Raw genomic sequence first — 21,903 nt, 5'->3', positions numbered from 1 at the left:
GGTTTGGATACCAATCATTACAGTAAAATTAATGTCATTTTTTATTTTGGCTATTGTAAGATATTGTTTTGTTTGAAAAGACTCGAAACTTTCTTTTTGGAAAATAGTTGTATATACATATATTGTTGTTGTATTAATTAATTTAGAATGTCAAATACATTACATTTATTTGAAAACACCATTTTTGAAGGTACTGCTGTAAATGAAGCAAAACATGCGATCATCATGACACATGGTAGAGGAGATGATGCTTCCAAAATGCAGCAATTAGTAAAGAGCTTAAACTTAGTTGATCAAACTGCCATAGTTTACCCTATTGCTACTAATAACACATGGTATCCTACAGGCTTTATGAAGGATTGGGAGGAGAACCAACCATGGCTTGATTCCGCTCTTGAAAATTACGGTACTATCATCAAGTATTTAAATGAGCAAGGTGTTGATACTGAAAATATTTTTCTTTTAGGTTTCTCGCAAGGTGCATGTTTAACATTAGAATATGCTACCCGAAACGCAGAAAAATATGCAGGTATAGCCATTCTTAGTGGAGGGTTAATCGGTCCACAAATTCAAATGAATCATTATAAAGGTGATTTTAAGGGTACGGAAGTTTTGATAGGATGTAGCGATATAGATCATCATATTCCGGAATCAAGACTTCACGAATCAGATGAGGTGCTAAGCTCTATGGGTGCTAATGTTGATAAAAGAATATACCCAGGAATGGATCATATGATAAATGATGATGAAATTAAGAAAGTAAATGAAATGTTGGCATCATTAAAATAAATCAGAATGAACTTTAAAGGAATAATAAAAGGATTACATCATATTACGGCTACCGTTAATGATGCTCAAGAAGACTATGATTTTTATACAAAATTATTAGGTCAAAGATTAGTGAAGGAAACTGTAAACTTTGATAATGAGAAGGTTTACCATTTTTATTATGGTAATGAAATCGGTGCGCCTTCTACTATTTTTACAACTTTTCCTTATAAAGATCAGGGCGTAAGAGATGGAATTATTGGATCAGGACAAGTATTTGAAACCGTTTTTTCTGCACCTGCTAATAGTCTACAATATTGGGAAGATAGGTTAAAGAAACATAATGTAGACGTTTCAAAGACCAATTTATTCGGAAAAAAGAAATTAACCTTTAAAGACCCATCAGGATTGAATTTAGCAATTATTGAAGATGGAGAAGATGAAAGAAGCCCCGTTTGGAAATCGGATGAAGTACCTACTGAACAAAATATTATCGGGATTCATCATGTTGTATTAGCTATTGAGAATGTAGAGGAGACTTTAAAGTTTTTAGAAGTATTTGGATATGAATCTACCCAAAAGGAAGGTGATTTTACTTTATTGAATTCTTCAATTGGAGGTGCGGGTAATTCTTTGGTTGTTATGGATGCTAAAGGCTTACCAGTAGGTAAAAATGGTTTAGGAACTGTGCATCATGTGGCTCATAGAGTAGAGAATATTGATGAATCACTTAAAATTAAAGATTATCTAGAAAATGAACTTGACTTAAAAGTTACTGAAGTAAAAGACAGAAAATATTTCCAATCTATTTATTTCAGAATACCAGGAGGAGTATTATTCGAAATTGCTACCGAAGGACCTGGTTTTATGGTGGATGAATCGAATGAGGAATTAGGAAGCTCACTAAAATTACCAGATTGGCAAGAGGAAAGAAGAGCAGAAATTGAAGCAGGCTTACTGGATTATGAAAGATAAAATAGCAAGACTTGCAGCTATTAAGAACAATGCCATTGCATTTTATGAAATGGCATTTACTGGAAACCCCTCTAAGGCAGTTAAATTGTATGTGGGGGATCAATATATTCAACATAATCCTTTGGTAGAAAATGGTACTGATGGGTTTATTAGATATTTTGAGAAAATGCAAGTGAAGTTTCCTGATAAACAAATTGATTTTGTAAGAGCCGTAGCGGAAGATGATTTGGTAGCACTTCACACCCACCAAGTTTGGGCTGGAGATGGAGAATATATTACTATGGACTTTTTCAGATTTGATGAAAAAGAGAAAATAGTTGAACATTGGGATAGCATACAAAAGATACCATCAGAGTCAGCCAATCTTAATACCATGTATTGATTTCAAATTCTCAGATTACTATAAGATGCAAAAATCAAATTTAATATTAATGATGGTGGTGTTTTTAGCGGGCGCCATATTACCTATTCAGGCTGGGTTTAACATACAAATTGGTAAAGCCGTGCAACAGCCTGTGTTTGCTGCATTTGCTTCCTTTTTAATTGGGACAGTAGCACTATTTTTATATTTATTAGCTGTCCGTTTTAATTTTTCAAGCATTATCGCTACTCAAACCGTTTCTCCATTATTTTGGACAGCAGGGATTTTAGGAGCTTTCTATGTGGCTTCCGTAATTATTATTGCACCACGCCTAGGGACAGCCCTAACATTCTCATTAATAGTTGGAGGTCAAATGATTATATCATTAATTTTAGACCACTTTGGCTTATTAGGTTTTTCAATAAAAGAAATTAATTGGCAAAGAATACTTGGCGTTATATTCCTGGTTTTAGGCGTTTTATTAATTAGAAAGTATTAAGCTATTCCGTTAGATTAAAAGTTGAAATGTAGAAATTTGGATCAACCATAATATCTGTGTTTTCAGGGAGATTTTCTAATGTTTCATAGCTTTTGGAATTAGGAACCAGCCATTCTTCTTCCCCATTGATAAAAATGCGAATAGGCATTTTAAAATCTTCAACTGTATTTTCCCATTTATAAAGGAGCTTGTTGTCCAGTATTCTGTAGGTAAAAGTAGGAATTAGTGTAGTTCTTAAATATTGGTCAAATACAAAGCTCAAAGTATCTCCATAAGCCTTTTCGATATAGTCTTCAATTTGCTGTGTGCTTACCGTTTGATGGTAGAATACCTCATTTAAACCTCTTAAGGTTTTACGCCATTTCTTATCGTCATCAAATAATTGACGTATTGTGTGAAGCATATTGGCTCCTTTATAATACATATCTCCAGAACCTTCATGAGACACACCATATTGCCCTATTATGGGTCTATCATTAGATATGGAAGATCTTACCCCTCGCACATAAGCATTGGCAGCTAATGAATCGAAATGATAATCTAAAAATAAATTTTCTGAATAATGGGTAAACCCTTCATGAATCCACATATCCGCTACATCATTATGGGTTATGTTATTTGCAAACCACTCATGACCAGATTCATGAATGATAATAAAATCAAATTTTAATCCCCAGCCCGTTTGGCTTAAATCTCTTCCTCTGTAGCCATTTTTAAATTCATTCCCATAGGTTACTGAACTCTGATGCTCCATTCCTAAATAAGGAGCTTCAACTAATTTATAGCTATCTTCATAAAAGGGATAAGGCCCGAACCAATATTCAAAGGCTTCCAACATTCGGGGCACTTCTTTAAACTGCTTTTTGGCTTTTGCCAGATTGTAGCTTAATACCCAGTAGCTGCAGTCCAATACACCTTTTTCACCTTTGTACTTTTCTTCAAAATTTACATAATCCCCAATGTTGAGATTGACTCCATAGTTATTGATGGGATTACTTACAAACCAATTATAAGTTCTGCTATCTCCCAGATCTTCAACTTTTCTAAGTCGGCCGTTAGAAACATCAACTAAGGGCTTTGGGATATTTACACTAATCAGCATGCTATCGGGTTCATCATAGGGATGCTCCTTGCATGGCCACCAAATACTAGCTCCTATACCTTGATTTGAGGTAGCAATAAAATGTTGATTATTTTTATCCTTTTTCCAGGAAAATCCGCCATCCCAAGGTGCATTTTTAGCTTTCCTGGGCTTACCTGAAAAATATACAATTAAATCTTGATAGCTATCTTTTGGTTGTGGGTCATGTAATTCAATAAAATGAGCTGCTCCTGTTGATTGATAAGCTAGTTTTTTTCCATTTTGAACCACGCTATCTATCTGCATTGGAGCTTGTAAATCAATTTGCATCACGTCATGAGATTTTAGAACTCTGTATCGAATCAAATTTGACCCCTCTATTTTTTGTTGATCAGGATGTACTTTTGTGCTTAAATGATAATAATTTAAATCCCACCATAGTCTTTCTTCAGTTAAACCTCCTTTTAAGCTATCTGCTTTTGTGAATACTTTTTGGGCTGAAGTTGTAAAATAAATTGTAGAATAAATCAGTATGGTAAGTAGTATGTTTTTGATGTTCATCATAAACTAGGTGATTGAAATTCAATTAATTAATTAGTAAGTCATGCAAAATCCATCACTAATAGTTACTATATTTAGTATGCAAATACCTAAATGTAGGTATTTCGATGAAATTTTTTCAAATTTCTTGTGATTTCCTCATCTTGCGCATGTATGAAAAACTCCATTTTTGTAATTCTATTAATCTTTGGCTTTTCTGCTATTATCTCAACGCAAAGCTATGCCCAAAGCTCATGGGAAGATTCATTTTCTGCACTACAGCAAGCTCAAAATGAGAATAAGCTTGAATTGGCTAATTCTTTATTAGAAAAGGCACTCCAACAAGCTGAAAAAACCTATGGTGAGGTACACCAAGCCTATGTGCTCACATTACACTTAGGGGTGAAATTGTCTTTTCAAACTCAGGATTATAAATATGGATTAGAATTAGCTCAAAGAGAATTAGAGTTGATGAATGATGTTACATTCGATCAACAAATACAATTTTATATTCAGCTTATTAATTTTTTAGCTCAACTTAATATTCAACTCGAAAATACTGATGAAGCAATTCAGTATTCGAAGGATTACATGGAATTGCTAAAAAAGGAAGATCCAAATTCTCTGAATCAAGCTTTAGCAACTTATGATTATGCTTCACTACTATATCAAAACCAAGATGATAAAGCATTAGAGTATTTTCAAAAAGCCTTACCTGAACTTGTTCAATTTACAGCTCAAGCCGGAACGCAATATTTGAATGCCCTTTATTATGTTGCATCATTGGTACAAGAAAAGGGTCAGTTAGATCAAGCCGCTAATTACTATGATAAGGTAATCGGGATCACTCAGGATAACAACTTACAAAACTCTGATCTCTGGAAAATCTCAGCCTACCAAAGAGCTTTAATTTATCAAGAAAGTAGTCAGAATGATAGAGCTATAACATTTTATGAGATATTGATTTCCCAATTAGAAAAGGATGGAGAAACTGAAAAGGATTTATATGTCAGTGCAAAAAATAATCTAGGAGTTTTATATCAAAAAACTGGACAAACTAAAAAAGGAGAATCCTTACTGGCTTTAAGTGGTGATGATTTACAGAGTCAATTAAATAGTGCCGCTATTGCTTATAATAATGGTGATTATGAAACTGCATTAAACCTTTATACCATTGCTAATGACTCACTGGAGATACAGACAATAGAGGACAGTCTTCAATCCGTAAAAATATTAGCTCAAAAAGCCTTGGTATTTAAATCTATGGGTCAATTAGATTCTGCTTTAAATTTACTGCTAGCTTTAGAGGCTGACATACTTAAAAATATAGCCGGAAGGCAGGAGGAGAAAGCGCTAGCTTATAAAAATACTGGAGATCTTTATCTTGAATTAGCTGATTTTGATTCAGCTGAATTATATCTGAATAAGGCTCTTGCTCAATTTGAAGGCAATGATAAATTCAAAACAGAAATCCAGATACAAACTAGAAATAGCTTAGGGGTTTTAGAGCAGAATAGAACCAATATTGAAAAAGCTGCTTCGTACTTTACTCAAAATTTGAAGCAAATTGAAGAAACCCTGGGTAAGCAAACGGTAGAATATGCCAATACCTTAAATAACTTAGGTTCTTTAAGATTAGAAGATAGTGATTACGATTTAGCAGCTTCATATTTTGAAGACGCTGGAAAGATCTTCAGGTCTATTTTTGAGGAGGAACATGAAAACATAGCGAGAACCTACGAAAATTTAGGAGCTGTTGCGCAAAGTAGATCTCAATACAGAGTAGCAGATTCTTTATATCAATTAGCTGAAAAAACTTATACAGCAAGTTTGGGAAGTGAGCATCCCGCATTATTGAATGTGAATTCAAAATTAGCTTTAGTGAAATTGGCTGAAGCTGATTATCCAAAAGCAGAGCGCTACTTTAGGCAGTCCTTAGATTTATCAAAGCTAATTTTTGGAGAGCAAAGTGCTGCTTATGCTGATGCCTTATCGGGTATGGGTTTATATTATCAAAGCACAGGGAATTTAAGGGAGGCAAAAAATAATCTTCAAAAGGCCATCGAAATTTATATCAAAAAACTTGGTAAGCTTCATCCATCTTATGTTACCTCTATAGAAAATCTATCTTCTATTTATCAAAGTGAGGGTAATGTTAAAGAAGCCCTTCCCTTGCTGAATGAGGCTCTAGAGATGGATTCGATAATCTATGGAGTTAACCATCCTAAATATGCTACTACCTTACACAACTTAGCTTCCTTATATTTGAGCAATGAAGATTTTAATAAGGCAGAAGACTTCTATGAAAAATCATTGGTAATTGATGAAAAAGTATACGGTAAAGAAAATCCCGTTTATGCTAGTACTCAATATAATCTTGCTGTTTTATACCAAAAGCAGGATCAATTTGATAAAGCAGATTCTTTATTTGCTAGAGTTACAGATTTAAGAAAAGAAGTATTAGGAGATAATCATCCAGACTATATCTTTACCCTATATGGTTGGGGTATTTTAAAGCAAGTAGAAAATGATATAGACTCAGCCTATAATTTATTTGCAACTGCTGTTGATAGCTACTTATTTCTTTTCAAAGAATATTTTCCTTCCATGAGTGAAAGTGAAAAATCTGCCTTTTACCATAAGGTAAATCCAGTTTTTGAAGCCTATAAAGATTTTGCACTTGAAAACTACACTAAAATCCCTAAGCTGAAAGAAGATTTATTTGACCTGCAATTGTCTACCAAAGCAATGTTATTGAATGCTTCGGCTAAGATGAGAAATAAGATCTTAAATAGTGGAGATGAGGAGCTGATTTCATTATTCAAACAATGGCAATCTAAGAAAGAAAAAGCAATCCAATATTACTCTTACACAAAAGATGAATTAGAGGAACAAAATATTGATTTAGATGAATTGGAGGTTTCCATTAATAATATGGAAAAAGAATTGAGTTTGAAGTCTAATTTATTCAATGCAGGTTTTGGAGCAGACAGTATAAACTGGAGAAAATTAAAAGCAAGCTTAGCACCAAATACTGGTGTGGTTGAGCTAGTAAGAGTTAAGAAGAGTTTAAGAAATGATTCCATTATATATGCAGGTTTGATTTTGACTTCCGATATGACGGAACCTGAAATTGCAATTCTACAAGAGGGAAGAAGAATTGAACAAAAATATTTTAATGCCTATCAGAATTTGATCAAGTTTAAATTGATGGATAAAATTTCTTATGAGAACCTTTGGGAATGGGTAGATGAAAAGATTCCAGAAAATTTAGATAAGCTATTCATCAGTCCAGATGGAATTTATAATAAAATAAATATCAATACACTTTACAGCGAGAACTTAGATCAATATCTTCTTGAAAAAGAGAATATCAGAATTATTACAAGTTCTCGAGATTTGATTAAGCAAAATGAAATCCCAATACCTAAAACTGATTTGGCAGTTGATTCTGCTGGTGAAAGTTCAGATTCAGTGATGATTGCTGATGATTTAGATTTGAGAAGTAAAACGCCAACTTTAGTGCTAATTGGATCACCTGATTTTTCTTTAGGAAGATCAGAAGACGAGATGAATTTAACAGCCGAAACGGTAGGGTTAATGAGGAATTTCAGTGGTGGTATTCCAAGACTCCCGGGTACCAAAAAGGAAATTAACGCCATTGATTCTATGACTAGGTCAAGCAATTGGCAAGTGAGGAAATATTTAGAAAAAGATGCAAATGAAATTTTGATAGATAGCATCTCAGCACCAAATATATTACATATTGCTACCCATGGCTTCTTTAAGACTTATGATGCTGATAAAAAGATTTCAGGAGTAGAAAATCAAGGTAAAGAAGAGAATCCATTATTAAGATCTGGTATATTGCTTTCAGGTGCTTCAATCGGTCTTGCTGGAGGCTTACCTTATGAAAATAGTTTTGAAGATGGCTTACTTACAGCCTACGAAACTATGAATCTTAATTTGGATGATACCGAATTAGTAGTGTTATCTGCTTGTGAAACAGGTTTAGGAGATGTAAAAAATGGAGAAGGAGTTTATGGACTTCAACGTGCATTTTTGGTAGCAGGAGCAGATAATCTAATCATGAGTCTATGGACTGTCAATGATTATACAACTCAACTTTTAATGACAGAATTTTACAAACATTGGACAGAAGGGGATGATAAATTTTCAGCCTTCAGGAAAGCACAAATGAAAATTAAGGAACAATTTCCACAACCCTATTATTGGGCAGCATTTACTATAATTGGAGAATAAGTATTTCTATGAACTATTATAATAAAATTTTTTTAATAATCGCATTGGTGTTTAGCGCATCTATTGCTTATTCACAATCCAAAAAGGATTCGATAGAACAAGTATTAGATTCAATATATCCTAAGACTATTGTAGCTGAAATCAGCTCCGATGAGTTTACAGAATATGCACCTAGTATTAGTGCGAATGGTCGGATTATGATATTCGAGTCTAATCAAAACGGACTCTGGAATCTTTATTTAACCAGATTTGAAGATGGTAAATGGATTGATGAAGTTCCCATTGATAGCGTTAATATGGCAGCAGATTCCAACGATGTAATCAGTGGCCCTAACTTTAGTTATGACGGTAATAGAATATATTTTCATGCTTCATTTGACGGAGGTTATGGAGCTGAGGATATATATTTTTCTGAAAGGGTAGGTGACAATTGGACTGAGCCAGAAAATATGGGGCCTGAAATTAATTCATCAAGCTTTGATGGTTTTCCAACTATTTCAACTGATGGAAAAACACTTTATTTCACTCGTAATAGTAAAAACATCCCAGAAGGCATAAATGAATTTTGCTATGAGATTTATGCTTCTCAAAAAACTGATTCTGGTTGGTCTGAACCAGAAGTTTTACCGTATCCTGTCAATTTAGGATGCGAAAAAGCTCCTAAAATCATGGCGGATAATAGGACTTTAATATTTGCTTCATTAAGGGAAGGAGGAATAGGAGGCTTTGATTTGTATCAGACCAGACTCAATGAAGATGGGGATTGGGTTAAACCAGTACCTCTGGAATATGTAAATACCACGGATGATGATTTATTTTCTTCCATCTCTGCATCTGGTGATTTAATGTACTTCTCAAAGCGTAATGATATATATAGTGTTGAAATTCCTCAGGAATTTAGACAGTTCCAAAATGTCACCCTTCAAGGTGTTATTCGAGATGCTGACAGTAAAGAGGGTTTATCAGCATCAATCAGGATTACAGATGCCAATACATCTGAAATCATTACCAGTTTTGATAATAACCCATCAGATGGTTTTTATTCTATTGTATTATCTGCTGGAAGAGCCTATAATTTAGAAGTAAGGAAAGAGGACTACAGCAGCGCTCTTTATTATTATGATTTGAGAGATATAGAGAGTTATCAGGAATATGAGCAGAATATTGATTTATTCACTACTGCCCACCTTAATGTGAATATTTATGATATTGAGTTGTATGATCCCTTAAAGTCTACTATCACAGTTAAAAATACATCCGGTCGAACGGTAGATATTGTAGAATCAGATGGTCAAAACTGGAAAACTAGAGTAGACCTACCTATTGGCAATGCCTATACTGTGGAAGTAGAAAGTGAAAATTTTAAATCTAAAAGTTTTTCAATTGACTTGACGGGTTTGATTTTATACCGTGTTTATGAAGAGGATATTGAGTTAATCCCTGAGAAAATTGGAGTTCCTATTAATGTAAATGATTTATTGAGTGGAGGGTCTGTTTCATCTTCTACCTTGATAATTCGCAATAAGACAAGAAATGAAGAGATTGTGATTTCTGGAAATCAAACCATTAATTTGAGGGTGGGAGACCGTTATATGGTGGAGGCTTCAAGTGATAGAGGTTATGCCTTTAACTCTACTGAAATTGAGATTTCGGATCAAGGTAAATTGCAAACCATTGATGAAAGCACTGGTGAGATTAAAGAAGATAGTAAAGGAGTTGAATTAAAACTGCAACCTTTAGCTAAGGATGCTAACCTGACCTTAAAGGATATCTACTTTGAATCAAATAAATCAGACTTATTTGAAAGTAGTTTTGAAGAGCTAGATAGGGTTATAAAACTAATGAAATCATATCCTACAATGAAAATTGAGATTGCTGCACATACTGATGATATTGGGGCGGCTGCTTATAATGTACGACTATCTAAACAACGGGCCAATAGTGTAATCAGTTATATCACGAGTAATGGCATTGAGGAAGATAGATTAATTTCACAGGGTTACGGAGAATCCAAGCCTGTGGTGCCTAACGATTCTGAGGAAAATAGAGCCAAGAATCGAAGAGTAGAATTAAAAATATTAGACATTCAATTGGCGCAAAATGATTAAGAACATGAAGAAGTTACTATTTATCATATCGTTATTCATCTTATTGCCTAAAGTAAATTATGCTCAATTAGAGCTTGATTATGATGATGATATCAATCCTTATTTTTTAGGGGATAGCATAGATTTGGTATTTCCACTTTTATTTGATTTTTTCAAAAGTAATAATGAACATCCTGCAACTAATATTCAGTTAGCTTTAATATTTCAAGAACGCTACAAAAATGCTCATCCTATTTCGGATTATGAATCAGCTATTGCTAATGCAGAAAGAGCCAAACTATTATTTGGTCGATCTAGAGATTTGATTGACGACCGAGAGGTAAGAAGAAATGAGTGGTATTATCCAAACTTTACTAATGAATTTAAAAGAAATGGGAAACCAGTGTTAGAATTTGAGGCGGTTCAATCTGTTTTTGAGCAAGGCTATAAAGAAGCTGATTCATTCTTAGTGCATATGCCACCTATTTATGATAATTTCATGAAGATGGTAGAGCAATATGATTTGGCAGCGAAAAACTTTGTCCGAATAAACGGGGACTACAATTCACTCAAGGATATTTATCTCCTTTTTGATGAAGATCTAAAAGCTCGATTTGATTTGGTGAAAAACAGTTATGATTCAACGCTGTACTATTTCAAAGCCTATAAAGATGCAGCTAGCAAATATCCTCCCTTTGAACTCGATCAGCAGTTGTCATTTAATCAAATTAAAACATACCGTTTAGACGGATTGGTGATCCAAACAGACTTTTTGGTGAACAATATTAAATTGTGGGATTATACTTCTTGGGTGAATGAGGTAAAAAATGTAATCGATACTGAGATAGATCAATTGAGAAAAGATATTACTCAAATTGAAGACAAGCTTGATGATAGTTTTGATCAGATGGAAAATTGGCAGCCAAATGATTCAATTGATATCGATCCTATAGAAAGGAAATCAATTTACAGGATTAGAAAGTATGATTTGAATTCACCAGTGGCTAATCTTTTCCAATATAAAGATGATAAGCTGGATTTGATTAATGAACAAAAGAGTTTAGCAGTCTACGATACTGCTGAAGAGATATCTTTACAAGTCAAATTATACACCATAAATCGAGTATTTCAGCAGACTATCCAATTGGAAAATGCCTTAGAAAGTTACAATGAGCAAATTGCCTTGAGTGATCTTAATAAAAACAAAGACTTCTACCAACAATATTATGGAGGAGTTGAGGGGTTTAAAGAATATTTTAAATCTGAATCTGGTGAATTATTAAAGATAAGGGGAGAAACTGCTAATAGATTGAAAACTCAAATTGTGGAGCAGTTTGAAAAACCCTTTGCTCAGGAAATCCCAACCTTTAGAAGGCTGAAATTTGAATGGCAAAATCCAGAAAATGAATATGATTCACTTCCTAAAAATATAGCGTATATCAATCACTCAGTTACTAATGTAAATGAGCTGGAATATTTTGGAGGATATTATTTTAATCAGGATAGTGTTCCTCAAGCATTTTATGCTGCTAGAAATGATACAAAAGTTAGATGGTATAATGCTGTTCCTTCATTATATCAATCCAATAAAGCCTGGCAGCAAATTAATGATATTTCAGTTGCAGGTGGAGGCGATCTAAATTTTTTATTGTATGAAAGTCATGTTGATTCATTAGATTTCATTAACCACATAGTGGTGGCAGATGAAAACGGAAAAATAAAAAATGACATAGAAATTGATACTCAAGAAAAGCCTCTTGAATTAACTGCTTTAAGAAATAGTAATCTTCAGTTAGCCTTATATCAGGGAGATGGGTTAGGAGATGCTATATGGCCGAATTTCCTAACTGTGGTGAAATTTAATCCTGATAGTACAGATTATGTTATAAAAGAAATTGACATCAATGGAAAATATGAAGGGATATTTCAAACGGAGGAAGGAATTATATTGGTATCCTCATCAGAGGATAAAATGAATATTCATGCTACACTTTTTGATGTGGATTTTAATTCGCTAAAGAAGCAATCCTATTCTTTCAAAGAGGACTTTGAAATCCATTATCATTACCAATTGAGTGATGAAAGTTTACATTTAATGAGTAGACAAGGAGAGAAGGGGCACTTCGTTTTGAATGATATTTTAGAGTTACGATATTCTGATGTTGAATTAGAATCTACAGATGGTATATAAAATAGAAAAGGCTGGATTTCCAGCCTTTTTTATTTGAAATATATTCTACAATAATTTATACCCTACACTCAGCATAATTTGATTTACTTTCACATTACCATCAGCACCTAGTGTGGCTTGATTAGATAAGTTACCTTCATATCTTAGATCAACAATAAGTTTTGAAATATCTAGACCGACCCCTGCTTGATAGGCAAATACCGCTGATTTATAATCTTCTACAGCCGCGTCTTCAAAATCTTCCAAATCATCGAGATTAAAACTTGCAACTGGACCAGCATTAATTCTCACGGGTCCAAATTTCCAACCAAATAAAACAGGCATATCTATTTTGTTTTGATTGAAACTCACCGGTTGTGAAACAGGACGGTTAGGGTCTAAGTATTCACCTCTAACTGAATTAAAGTAAGCTTCAGGCTGAATGTAAAAGCCTGTGATTTTAATTCTTGCAAAAACACCAGCATGATAACTGTATCTTGCATCACCAGCTTCATATTGACCAACATTTTCTTCAATACTTAAATTTGTATTACTAATTCCAACCTTGGGACCTATTGTGAAAATTTGTGCATTTGATACTGTTATTCCAGTAAAAAATAGAGCGGATAAAAGTAAAATCTTTTTCATGTTTTATTATCATTTGAGTTTCTTAGTACATTAACGTTAATCAGTATAAATGTTATATTTGCATCGATTAAATCTTATATATAAAGGATGAAGGTAGAGGATGTTTTAGAGAGCCAATTGCAAAAAAGAAAGCAAAATGGGAGTTTTAGAACCTTGAAAATTGCTGATCCCAAACAAATAGATTTTAGTTCGAATGATTATCTAGGCTTAGCTCAGGTTTCAGAAATACATCAACCTATAGAAGAGTTTGTAGAAAATGGAGCTTCAGGTTCAAGACTATTAAATGGCAATAAGCAATATCACGAGGATTTAGAATCTTTTTTAGCTGAATTTTTCAAAGGTGAATCATCATTAATTTTTAATTCTGGATATGTAGCTAATCTTGGCGTATTATCTTCAATTCCGCAAAAAGGGGATGTAGTACTGATAGATGAGTTATCACATGTTTGCATTAAGGAGGGAGTGAGATTAAGTAGAGCTCAGCATTTCAGCTTTAAGCATAATGATTTAAGTGATCTAGAACAGAAACTCAATAAATTCCATAAGCAAGGGGGGAATATATTTATTGTAGTTGAATCAGTTTATTCAATGGATGGAGATGAATCCCCATTGTTAGAAATAGTTGAATTAGCTAATCGCTATGATGCCTATATTATAGTAGATGAGGCACATTCTACGGCATTGCATGGTGACTCTGGTTTTGGATATTGTTGTCATTTAGATATTCAAGATAAAATATTTGCAAGGATTTATACTTTTGGTAAAGCAGTTGGAGCTCATGGTGCTGCAGTTGTGGGTAGTAAAATCTTAAGAGAGTATTTAATTAATTATAGCAGACAATTTATTTATACTACGGCCTTACCTTATTCTAACGTCAAAACGATTGAGGCCGCCTTAAATTATAGGCAGAATCATCCTGAGTTATGGGATAAACTTCAGAAAAATATTAGTTTATACCATGAAATTCTGAATCAAGATATTTCGAAACTCAATAGTAATCACCCAATACAAGGCGTAATTTTTAAAAACAATAATGATGCTATTCAATTTTCTAATTATTTAAATGAAAATGGTTTTAATGTACGCCCAATTTTAAGCCCTACTGTAGCAAAAGGAAAAGAAAGAGTTCGGATTTGTTTACATGCTTTCAATTCCGAAGATGAAGTAAGAAATTTGTGTCACCATATCAATCAATATTTTAAATGAACTATTTTATTACCGCCATTGGAACTGACAGTGGTAAAACATTATTTAGCACCATTCTTTGTGAAGCACTGGAAGCAGATTATTGGAAGCCAATTCAAGCGGGTTTTCCTAGGGATACTGATTTTGTGGCAGCTCACTTATCAAATTTAGTTACAGATTTAATTCCTGAAAAATATGTATTGAATACTCCAGCCTCACCACACTATGCAGCAGAAATAGATAATGTAGAATTAAGAGCTGAAGATTTTGATCTACCCAAAACGAACAATCCGAATTTAGTGGTAGAGGGAGCCGGAGGTGCACTGGTACCGATCAATAATTCTGAGTTTGTAATTGACTTACCCAAGCAATGGGATATGCCTGTGATTTTAGTGGCTAATTTATATTTAGGAAGTATAAATCATACCTTGCTCACTGTAAGCGAACTAAAAAGACGAAATATTAAAGTAAAAGGTATCGTATTTAATGGCCCTTCTAATCCTTCAAGTGAAAGCATTATTTTGCATCATAGCGGGTATCAATGTCTTTTAAGGATTAAACAAGAGAAAGAAATAAATAAGGAGGTAGTAAGAAAGTATGCAAGTGAATTAAAAAACAATTTATGAATTGGTTAGAGAGAGATCAAAATAGTATCTGGCATCCATTTACACAGCTTTTAAATGGCTTTGAACATATAATGGTAGAGAAGGCAGAGGGAATGTATTTGCATACTCCAGACGGCCGGAAAATAATGGATGCTATTTCTAGTTGGTGGGTTAATTTGCATGGACATAGCCATCCAAAAATAGCCGAAGCAGTGGCTAAACAGGCTAGTAACTTAGAGCATGTTATTTTCGCGGGTTTCACGCATAGCCCGGCCATAGAACTGGCTGAAAAATTATTATCTATTTTACCCAAAAACCAATCTAAGATATTCTATTCTGATAACGGAAGTACTGCCAATGAGGTAGCCTTGAAAATGGCTTTTCAATATTGGTATAATAAAGGTGAAAAGAAACGTAAAAAAGTAATTGCATTTGAGGGTGCTTATCATGGTGATACATTTGGCGCCATGTCAGTAGGAGATAGAGGGCCTTTTTCAGCTCCTTTTTCACCTTATTTATTTGAAGTGGAATTTTTACCTATGCCTACTGCAGAAAATCATTCAGAGCTGCTTAATAAGTTTGAAAAAATATTGCATTTAGGAGAAGTAGCAGCGTTTATTTTTGAGCCTTTAGTTTTGGGCTCTGCTGGAATGAAAATGTATGATGCTTCATTTTTAGATCAACTGATAGAAATGGCACAAAAAGTAGATGTCATTTGTATTGCAGATGAGGTTTTTACGGGCTTTGGTAGAACAGCTAAAAACTTCGCATCTGATTACTTAAATCATAAACCTGATATTCTTTGCTTGTCAAAAGGTTTAACAGGTGGCACCATGGCATTAGGGGTAACTTCATGTACTGAAGCAATAATGGAAGCTTATAAGAGCACAGATATCATGAAAACATTTTTTCATGGACACAGCTTTACTGCAAATCCTATTGCATGTGCTGCTTCTATTGCGAGTTTTGATTTGTTAGTGAATGAAGATACTCAAAGCAAAATTCAAGAAATAGGGGAGTGGCAGACTGAATTTTACCATAAGATTTCTCAGCATCCTAAAGTTCAGAATGCGCGAGTATTGGGGACGATCTTTGCAATGGAGTTAAAGACAGAGTCAGATACATCCTATGTGAATGAGGTGCGTCATAAGCTTTATCCATTTTTTTTAGAAAGAGATATATTATTGAGACCCCTAGGGAATGTAATCTACATTTTACCACCTTACATAATCAAAAAAGAAGAAATTGAAAAGGTTTATAATGCTGTAGAGGAAATGTTAGAAACCTTATAATTAGGTTATTATATAATTTGACTTGATAAAATTAAGAATTGGCACAAACAAAAAAAGCTACCAAAAAGGTAGCTTTTTTATTGTAGCCCGTAGGGGAATCGAACCCCTGTTTCCAGGATGAAAACCTGACGTCCTAACCCCTAGACGAACGGGCCATAGTTATTTGATTCTACTATGAAAAGAATTAAATTTTTTCTGAAATTTTGCTAAATGTTTTACTTTTTAAAACATTATAAATGTAGCCCGTAGGGGAATCGAACCCCTGTTTCCAGGATGAAAACCTGACGTCCTAACCCCTAGACGAACGGGCCATTTGTAAATGGAGATGCAAATATAGAAGCTGCATTTTTAATTACAAACCATAGCTCAAAAAAAATATAAAAATATTTTCTGAGCTAAACCTTTGAGCTTCTAATTTGATAATACTAACAACTAGGTTTATATTTGTTTTAAATTTATTGTAACTAAATAATTATATCAACATGTCAAACGTAAAAGTTGGAATTAACGGTTTTGGGCGTATTGGAAGATTAACTTTCAGAGCCCTACTGCAAAAAAATAATGTTGAAGTAGTAGCGATCAACGATCTTACAGATACTAAAACTTTAGCTCATTTATTGAAATATGATTCTGTTCATGGAAAATTCCCTGGTGAAGTTTCTTATGATGCCAACTCATTAATCGTAAATGGTAAATCTATCCAAGTTTCTGCAGAGAGAGATCCTGCTAATCTTCCTTGGGGAAAAGTTGGTGTTGAGATTGTATTAGAGTCTACTGGTCTTTTCGTAGATGAAGAAAATGCAAGCAAGCACTTAAAAGCAGGAGCTAAAAAAGTAGTGATTTCTGCTCCAGCGAAAGGTAATATCCCAACTGTTGTATTAGGAGTTAATGATGATACCATGACAGGAGATGAAACTATCATGTCAAATGCATCATGTACTACTAACTGTTTGGCTCCAATGGCTAAAGTATTAGATGATACTTTTGGTATTGAAAAAGGATACATTACTACTGTTCACGCTTACACAGCTGATCAAAGATTGCAAGATGCTCCTCATAAAGATTTAAGAAGAGCTAGAGCTGCAGCTTATTCGATTGTTCCTACTTCTACAGGTGCTGCAAAGGCGGTAGGTTTAGTTTTGCCTCACTTACAAGGTAAATTAGACGGTATTGCAATGAGAGTTCCAATTCCTGATGGTTCGTTAACTGACTTCACTTTAGAATTGAAGAAAGAAGCTACTGCTGAAGAAGTTAATGCAGCTATGAAAAGTGCTGCTGAAGGTAGTATGAAAGGGGTTTTAGAATATACTGAGGATCCAATTGTATCAATTGATATTGTAGGTAATCCTCATTCATGTATCTTCGATTCAGCTTTAACTTCTGTATCTGGTAAATTAGCTAAAGTTGTTGGATGGTATGACAATGAAGCGGGTTACTCTAACAGAGCAGCTGATTTAATCGAGAGAATTTCAAAGTAATTTAAAACCTAAAATAGGTTTATATAATAAAAGGCTAGCTTTTACAATTTGTTAAAAGCTAGCCTTTTTTATTTGACTAGAGTTAAATAATTACCACCTTATTTTTTCATCCATTTCTTTCTCATAATTAATCCAAAGATTATGGAGAATAAAATAGCTTTGAAAAACGATTCCTGTATTTGTGAAATAAAGCTATTATCTTCAATTAAATACATAAGACTGGCATCAAGTATCCAAAATACTAGTGCAGTAATTCCTATTCTAATTAAAAAGATTTTGTTCATATTATTCTTCCAATGAATCTTCTAATTCCCTTAAATCAACAGGAACTACTCTTGAAATACCCAATTCAACCATAGTAACTCCATAAATAACGTCTGTGCTAGACATGGTTCTTTTGTTATGCGTTACAATAATGAACTGAGATTCTTTTGAGAACTCTCTGATGATATTATTGAACTTGTCAATATTTGCATCATCTAATGGAGCATCTACCTCATCAAAAATACAGAATGGGGCAGGTTTCAATAAGTAGATGGCAAATAGTAAAGATGTTGCAGTTAAAGTTTTCTCGCCCCCTGAAAGCTGATTTATGGTTAAGGGTCTTTTACCTTTAGGCTTTGCCATAATCTCAATTTTGGATTCTAATGGATTGTCAGGATCAGACAATTGAAGATCGCACTCATCTTCATGTGTGAATAAGGTTCTAAATACTTTCTGGAAATTTTCTTTTATCTTTTCATAAGCCTCAATGAAGTTGGTTCTAGCGACTTCATCAATTTCAGTGATGGTATTCAATAATGATTCCTTAGCATTTCGTAAATCCTCTCTTTGGCTTAGAATGAAATCATTACGTTCTTTGATTTCTTCATAGGCTTCCATAGCCATAGGGTTGATTGGACCAATACGGTCCATTCTCTCTTTCAGTTTATTGACAGCGGCTCTCAAATCTTCTACAGACTCATCAGAATTCTGTTCTTCTTCATCCTCTTCTGAAGCCATCATTTTATCCAAATCGATATCGAACTCAACTGAAAGCCTTTCTTTGATGCTACTAAGATCTAATTTAGTTTCATTTAGGTTGTTTTGTAATTGCATTACAAATTCATCAACCTGTTCTTTATTTCTTTGAATATTACGGCTTTGCTTTTCTATCTCATCTATTTGACCTCGAGCATTATAATATTCCTTTTCAATTTCATTTACCCCCAGCTCAATTTGTTCTTTTTCTTCATACATGCCGAGTAACTCATCATCATTCGTTTCAGCAGTGTCAATAAGCCCTTTAATGGCCTCTTCATTTTCTTTTAATTCAGCCTGATTTTTTTCAAGCCTTTCTTTACTACTATCGAAAGCGGTGTTCTTATAACTGATTTCTTGTTCTAAGCTTTGAACTCTGTTTTGCTGCTGGTGAAATTCAATATTTTCTTGATTAAAAGCGGAAGATTTTTGGCTTAGTATTTCATCTTGAACGCCAAGATCTTCACTTATAATACTTAATCGCTCTTCTATTTCCTTAAGCTTTTCTGATTTCTCGCTAGCCTCCGGTTTAATTTGATCAATTTCTTCAATTAATGTTTCTCTTTGTTGCTCCATGCCTTCCCTCTTATTGGCAGCATTATTTAGCATTTGAGCAAATTGTTCCTGTTTAGTTCTCACAGAAACATATTCAGAATTCACCTCATTAATCTCAGTTTGAAGTACTTCAATGTTTTCTCTGTAAGTGTGATCTTTTAAATTATCTAGATCATTTTGTCTACTTTCTAGGCTTTCTTTTATCTGGCTAATCTTTTTATTAAGATCTTTGATTTCAACTTGTAGCTTCTCCAGATTTTTAGCTCTACCAATTCTTTTACCTTCAAATAAGCCAACTGAACCTCCTGACATGCTGAATTTTCTTTTGGTTACCTTACCGCTTTGAGTTATGAAAATACTCTCTTTGTCATCAGGGATAGCTTGGTAATCACCATTTACTACATATACATTGTCAAGGATAAAGCGAATTAGCTTTTTGTATTTTGCATCATACTCTACAATTTCGGTAGCGGCTACAGCCTGGTCATAAAGTTTGGTGTCAGAAGGTTTAAACTTTTCAAAATTGTCCAGTATAAAGAAATGCGCTTTTCCCTTACTAGCATCACTTAGTAGATTTACCGCCTCGAATGCTTGAGCCTCAGTTTCCACTATATAGTAGTTCATATAAGGCTCTAAGAAATTTTCAATCGTAATTCTATAGTCTTCAGAACAAGTAAGAACATCTGATAGGAGAGGAGCATTTTTTCCCCACTTAGAACTTTTCTTAAGGAATTTTATAGCCTCTGGAAATCCTTCTAAATTATCAACCAAGGACTTGGTTAGATTGTATTCGTTTTCTCTGGCATCGAGCTTACGCGATGAATGTGTTAATTCTTCACGGATTAGTTCGATTGTATTTTTATGATCCTCAATCTGCTGATTAAGGTGATTTTCCTTGTTTTTGAGATTACTTAGATATTCATTTTTCTCTTTCAATAATTTAGAAAGCTCTTCAAGCTTAGCATCAAATTCTTCTAAACTTGCAGATTGTTCTGTAGTATCTGTACTACTTTTTTCTAATTCTTGCTTAACTGAAGAAAGCTGAATCTCTTTTATCTCTAAAGATTTGTTTAGTTGATAAACCTCGTTTTGTAAGGTTTTCTGTTGTTGATTAAGCGTGTTTACTTCTTCCCTGATAGCAGAAGTTTTATTTTTCTGCTCTTCATATTCTGCCTTTAAAACTTCTACTCTTTGCTCAGTTTCAAAGAATATTTTTTCAGCGGATGTTTTTTCCTGTTCTAAACTTTTAATACTGAATGCAGCACGTTCATTACTCTGTTTATCTTGCTCAATTTGATGTTTTAAGCTGTCACTTTTATCCTGAAGAAAGCGAAGTCTTTCATTTTTGATTTTCTTTTCACTTTCGTACTGACGGATTTTATTCACGTGCTCATTTAAGGCCTTTTGTCTGCTGGCTAATAATTTTTCTTTCTGTAATAATTCTGATTTACCTTTTTCTAATGTTGCTTCCTGTTCAGCTAATTGCCTATTGAAGCTTAATTTTTTATCATTCTCAGCTTCAAGCTGTTTAGTAAGATTTAAGAATACATCTCGCTTGTCAGCAACCGTTTTTTTCGCTAATAGGACACTTTTTTCTTTATAATCAGCTTTATATTGATAATATTTTTCAGCTTGTTTGGCCTGTTTTTCTAGTGATTTTAGATTCTTCTCGATTTCGAATAATAAATCTTCAACCCTTTCTAAATCTGCATCCGTATCATTTAGCTTCTTAAGCGTTTCTTTCTTTCTTATTTTGAATTTGCTAATACCTGCTGCTTCTTCAAATAAGCCTCTTCTTGAATTATCTTGATCAGTCAGTATGTTATCAACCATTTTTAACTCAATTATAGCATAGCTATTTGAGCTAATTCCGGTATCCATAAATAGGTTCGTAATATCTTTAAGCCTACAACTAACCCCATTTAAAAGATATTCACTTTCACCAGTTCTATAATATCTTCTGGTGATGGTTACATTCGAATATTCTGTAGGTAAAAGGTTTTTTGTATTGCTAAAAGTGAGAGAAACTTCAGCTAAGTTACTTTGCTTACGTTTTTTGGTACCGTTAAAAATCACGTTTTCCATCTTATCGGATCGTAACATACGTGATTTTTGCTCACCAAGTACCCATCTAATTGCATCAACTACATTGGATTTACCACATCCGTTAGGACCTACAATTCCGGTAATTCCTTTATCAAAATTAATGACCATACGGTCACCAAAACTCTTAAATCCTTTTATTTCAAGTTTGGTTAGCTGCATATTTCAATCTCAAATACTTTGCGCAAAAAAAGCGGATAACAAATTTATAATTTATTATGAGAAGTGAGTAATCAATTTTAAGGATATCCTTAAAAAATTGAATTTATAAGC

General features: G+C 33.7%; 14 protein-coding genes and 2 tRNA genes. 11 read left to right on the top strand and 5 right to left on the bottom strand.

The window, feature by feature from the left end; all coding sequences use genetic code 11:
• The first annotated feature begins 147 nt into the window (after nt 1-147).
• The 4 genes from QYS48_RS00475 to QYS48_RS00460 are packed head-to-tail and all read left to right on the top strand — an operon-like array spanning nt 148 to nt 2,603.
• Nucleotides 148-789, top strand: coding sequence for a dienelactone hydrolase family protein (locus QYS48_RS00475; protein ID WP_308357067.1), 642 nt, complete (start codon nt 148-150; stop codon nt 787-789).
• A gap of 6 nt (nt 790-795) precedes the next feature.
• Nucleotides 796-1,743, top strand: a complete 948-nt coding sequence (locus tag QYS48_RS00470; protein WP_308357066.1) for a ring-cleaving dioxygenase — start codon at nt 796-798, stop codon at nt 1,741-1,743.
• Complete coding sequence (locus QYS48_RS00465) at nt 1,733-2,125, top strand: ester cyclase (RefSeq protein WP_302099945.1); 393 nt, start codon at nt 1,733-1,735, stop codon at nt 2,123-2,125. Before QYS48_RS00470 ends, QYS48_RS00465 begins: the two co-directional genes overlap by 11 nt.
• A gap of 25 nt (nt 2,126-2,150) precedes the next feature.
• A complete protein-coding gene (locus QYS48_RS00460; protein ID WP_308357065.1) occupies nt 2,151-2,603 on the top strand; it encodes a DMT family transporter in 453 nt (150 codons plus the stop codon).
• 1 nt (nt 2,604) lies between these two features.
• Here QYS48_RS00460 and QYS48_RS00455 read toward each other — a convergent pair whose 3' ends face one another.
• On the bottom strand, nt 2,605-4,248 hold the full coding sequence (locus QYS48_RS00455; RefSeq protein WP_308357064.1) for a M1 family metallopeptidase: 1,644 nt from the start codon (nt 4,246-4,248) through the stop codon (nt 2,605-2,607).
• A 150-nt stretch (nt 4,249-4,398) separates the two neighbouring features.
• Between QYS48_RS00455 and QYS48_RS00450 the strand changes: the two genes are divergently transcribed.
• From QYS48_RS00450 to QYS48_RS00440, 3 genes are read left to right on the top strand one after another with little or no spacing between them, the layout of a single operon-like run.
• Nucleotides 4,399-8,487 (top strand): tetratricopeptide repeat protein, encoded by a 4,089-nt coding sequence (locus QYS48_RS00450; protein ID WP_308357063.1) that lies wholly within the window; start codon nt 4,399-4,401, stop codon nt 8,485-8,487.
• 8 nt (nt 8,488-8,495) lie between these two features.
• A complete protein-coding gene (locus tag QYS48_RS00445; RefSeq protein WP_308357062.1) occupies nt 8,496-10,595 on the top strand; it encodes an OmpA family protein in 2,100 nt (699 codons plus the stop codon).
• A 4-nt stretch (nt 10,596-10,599) separates the two neighbouring features.
• Entirely contained in the window at nt 10,600-12,765 is a 2,166-nt protein-coding gene (locus QYS48_RS00440) for a hypothetical protein (protein WP_308357061.1), read from the top strand.
• Nucleotides 12,766-12,810: 45 nt separating this feature from the next.
• On the opposite strand, the gene QYS48_RS00435 is transcribed toward QYS48_RS00440, so the two are convergent.
• Nucleotides 12,811-13,392 (bottom strand): porin family protein, encoded by a 582-nt coding sequence (locus QYS48_RS00435; RefSeq protein ID WP_308357060.1) that lies wholly within the window; start codon nt 13,390-13,392, stop codon nt 12,811-12,813.
• Nucleotides 13,393-13,479: 87 nt separating this feature from the next.
• Between QYS48_RS00435 and QYS48_RS00430 the strand changes: the two genes are divergently transcribed.
• From QYS48_RS00430 to bioA, 3 genes are read left to right on the top strand one after another with little or no spacing between them, the layout of a single operon-like run.
• Nucleotides 13,480-14,598, top strand: a complete 1,119-nt coding sequence (locus tag QYS48_RS00430; RefSeq protein ID WP_308357059.1) for a pyridoxal phosphate-dependent aminotransferase family protein — start codon at nt 13,480-13,482, stop codon at nt 14,596-14,598.
• Nucleotides 14,595-15,203: a dethiobiotin synthase gene (bioD, locus tag QYS48_RS00425; RefSeq protein ID WP_308357058.1), complete on the top strand. Its 609-nt coding sequence runs from the start codon at nt 14,595-14,597 to the stop codon at nt 15,201-15,203. Before QYS48_RS00430 ends, bioD begins: the two co-directional genes overlap by 4 nt.
• Nucleotides 15,200-16,474: an adenosylmethionine--8-amino-7-oxononanoate transaminase gene (gene bioA / locus QYS48_RS00420; RefSeq protein ID WP_308357057.1), complete on the top strand. Its 1,275-nt coding sequence runs from the start codon at nt 15,200-15,202 to the stop codon at nt 16,472-16,474. The genes bioD and bioA overlap by 4 nt, the downstream gene beginning before the upstream one ends.
• An 83-nt stretch (nt 16,475-16,557) precedes the next feature.
• Here the strand turns inward: bioA and QYS48_RS00415 are convergent.
• Nucleotides 16,558-16,629 (bottom strand) — tRNA-Glu (locus tag QYS48_RS00415).
• 84 nt (nt 16,630-16,713) lie between these two features.
• A tRNA-Glu gene (locus QYS48_RS00410) sits at nt 16,714-16,785 on the bottom strand.
• A 171-nt stretch (nt 16,786-16,956) separates the two neighbouring features.
• Between QYS48_RS00410 and gap the strand changes: the two genes are divergently transcribed.
• A complete protein-coding gene (gap, locus tag QYS48_RS00405; protein WP_308357056.1) occupies nt 16,957-17,952 on the top strand; it encodes a type I glyceraldehyde-3-phosphate dehydrogenase in 996 nt (331 codons plus the stop codon).
• A 285-nt stretch (nt 17,953-18,237) separates the two neighbouring features.
• On the opposite strand, the gene smc is transcribed toward gap, so the two are convergent.
• Entirely contained in the window at nt 18,238-21,792 is a 3,555-nt protein-coding gene (gene smc / locus QYS48_RS00400) for a chromosome segregation protein SMC (RefSeq protein ID WP_308357055.1), read from the bottom strand.
• Between the last annotated feature and the right edge of the window lie 111 nt (nt 21,793-21,903).

The organism is Marivirga arenosa (assembly GCF_030503895.2).
GTDB lineage: Bacteria > Bacteroidota > Bacteroidia > Cytophagales > Cyclobacteriaceae > Marivirga > Marivirga arenosa.
This window is presented reverse-complemented; position numbering and strand designations above follow the sequence as displayed.

What these genes read in the sequence shown, in the direction of transcription:
- gap (WP_308357056.1), top strand. Translation starts at nt 16,957, where the DNA reads ATGTCAAACGTAAAAGTTGGAATTAACGGTTTTGGGCGTATTGGAAGA.
- smc (WP_308357055.1), bottom strand. Translation starts at nt 21,792, where the DNA reads ATGCAGCTAACCAAACTTGAAATAAAAGGATTTAAGAGTTTTGGTGAC.
- QYS48_RS00455 (WP_308357064.1), bottom strand. Translation starts at nt 4,248, where the DNA reads ATGATGAACATCAAAAACATACTACTTACCATACTGATTTATTCTACA.
- QYS48_RS00465 (WP_302099945.1), top strand. Translation starts at nt 1,733, where the DNA reads ATGAAAGATAAAATAGCAAGACTTGCAGCTATTAAGAACAATGCCATT.
- QYS48_RS00440 (WP_308357061.1), top strand. Translation starts at nt 10,600, where the DNA reads ATGAAGAAGTTACTATTTATCATATCGTTATTCATCTTATTGCCTAAA.
- QYS48_RS00435 (WP_308357060.1), bottom strand. Translation starts at nt 13,392, where the DNA reads ATGAAAAAGATTTTACTTTTATCCGCTCTATTTTTTACTGGAATAACA.
- QYS48_RS00475 (WP_308357067.1), top strand. Translation starts at nt 148, where the DNA reads ATGTCAAATACATTACATTTATTTGAAAACACCATTTTTGAAGGTACT.
- QYS48_RS00430 (WP_308357059.1), top strand. Translation starts at nt 13,480, where the DNA reads ATGAAGGTAGAGGATGTTTTAGAGAGCCAATTGCAAAAAAGAAAGCAA.
- bioA (WP_308357057.1), top strand. Translation starts at nt 15,200, where the DNA reads ATGAATTGGTTAGAGAGAGATCAAAATAGTATCTGGCATCCATTTACA.
- QYS48_RS00470 (WP_308357066.1), top strand. Translation starts at nt 796, where the DNA reads ATGAACTTTAAAGGAATAATAAAAGGATTACATCATATTACGGCTACC.
- QYS48_RS00460 (WP_308357065.1), top strand. Translation starts at nt 2,151, where the DNA reads ATGCAAAAATCAAATTTAATATTAATGATGGTGGTGTTTTTAGCGGGC.
- QYS48_RS00450 (WP_308357063.1), top strand. Translation starts at nt 4,399, where the DNA reads ATGAAAAACTCCATTTTTGTAATTCTATTAATCTTTGGCTTTTCTGCT.
- bioD (WP_308357058.1), top strand. Translation starts at nt 14,595, where the DNA reads ATGAACTATTTTATTACCGCCATTGGAACTGACAGTGGTAAAACATTA.
- QYS48_RS00445 (WP_308357062.1), top strand. Translation starts at nt 8,496, where the DNA reads ATGAACTATTATAATAAAATTTTTTTAATAATCGCATTGGTGTTTAGC.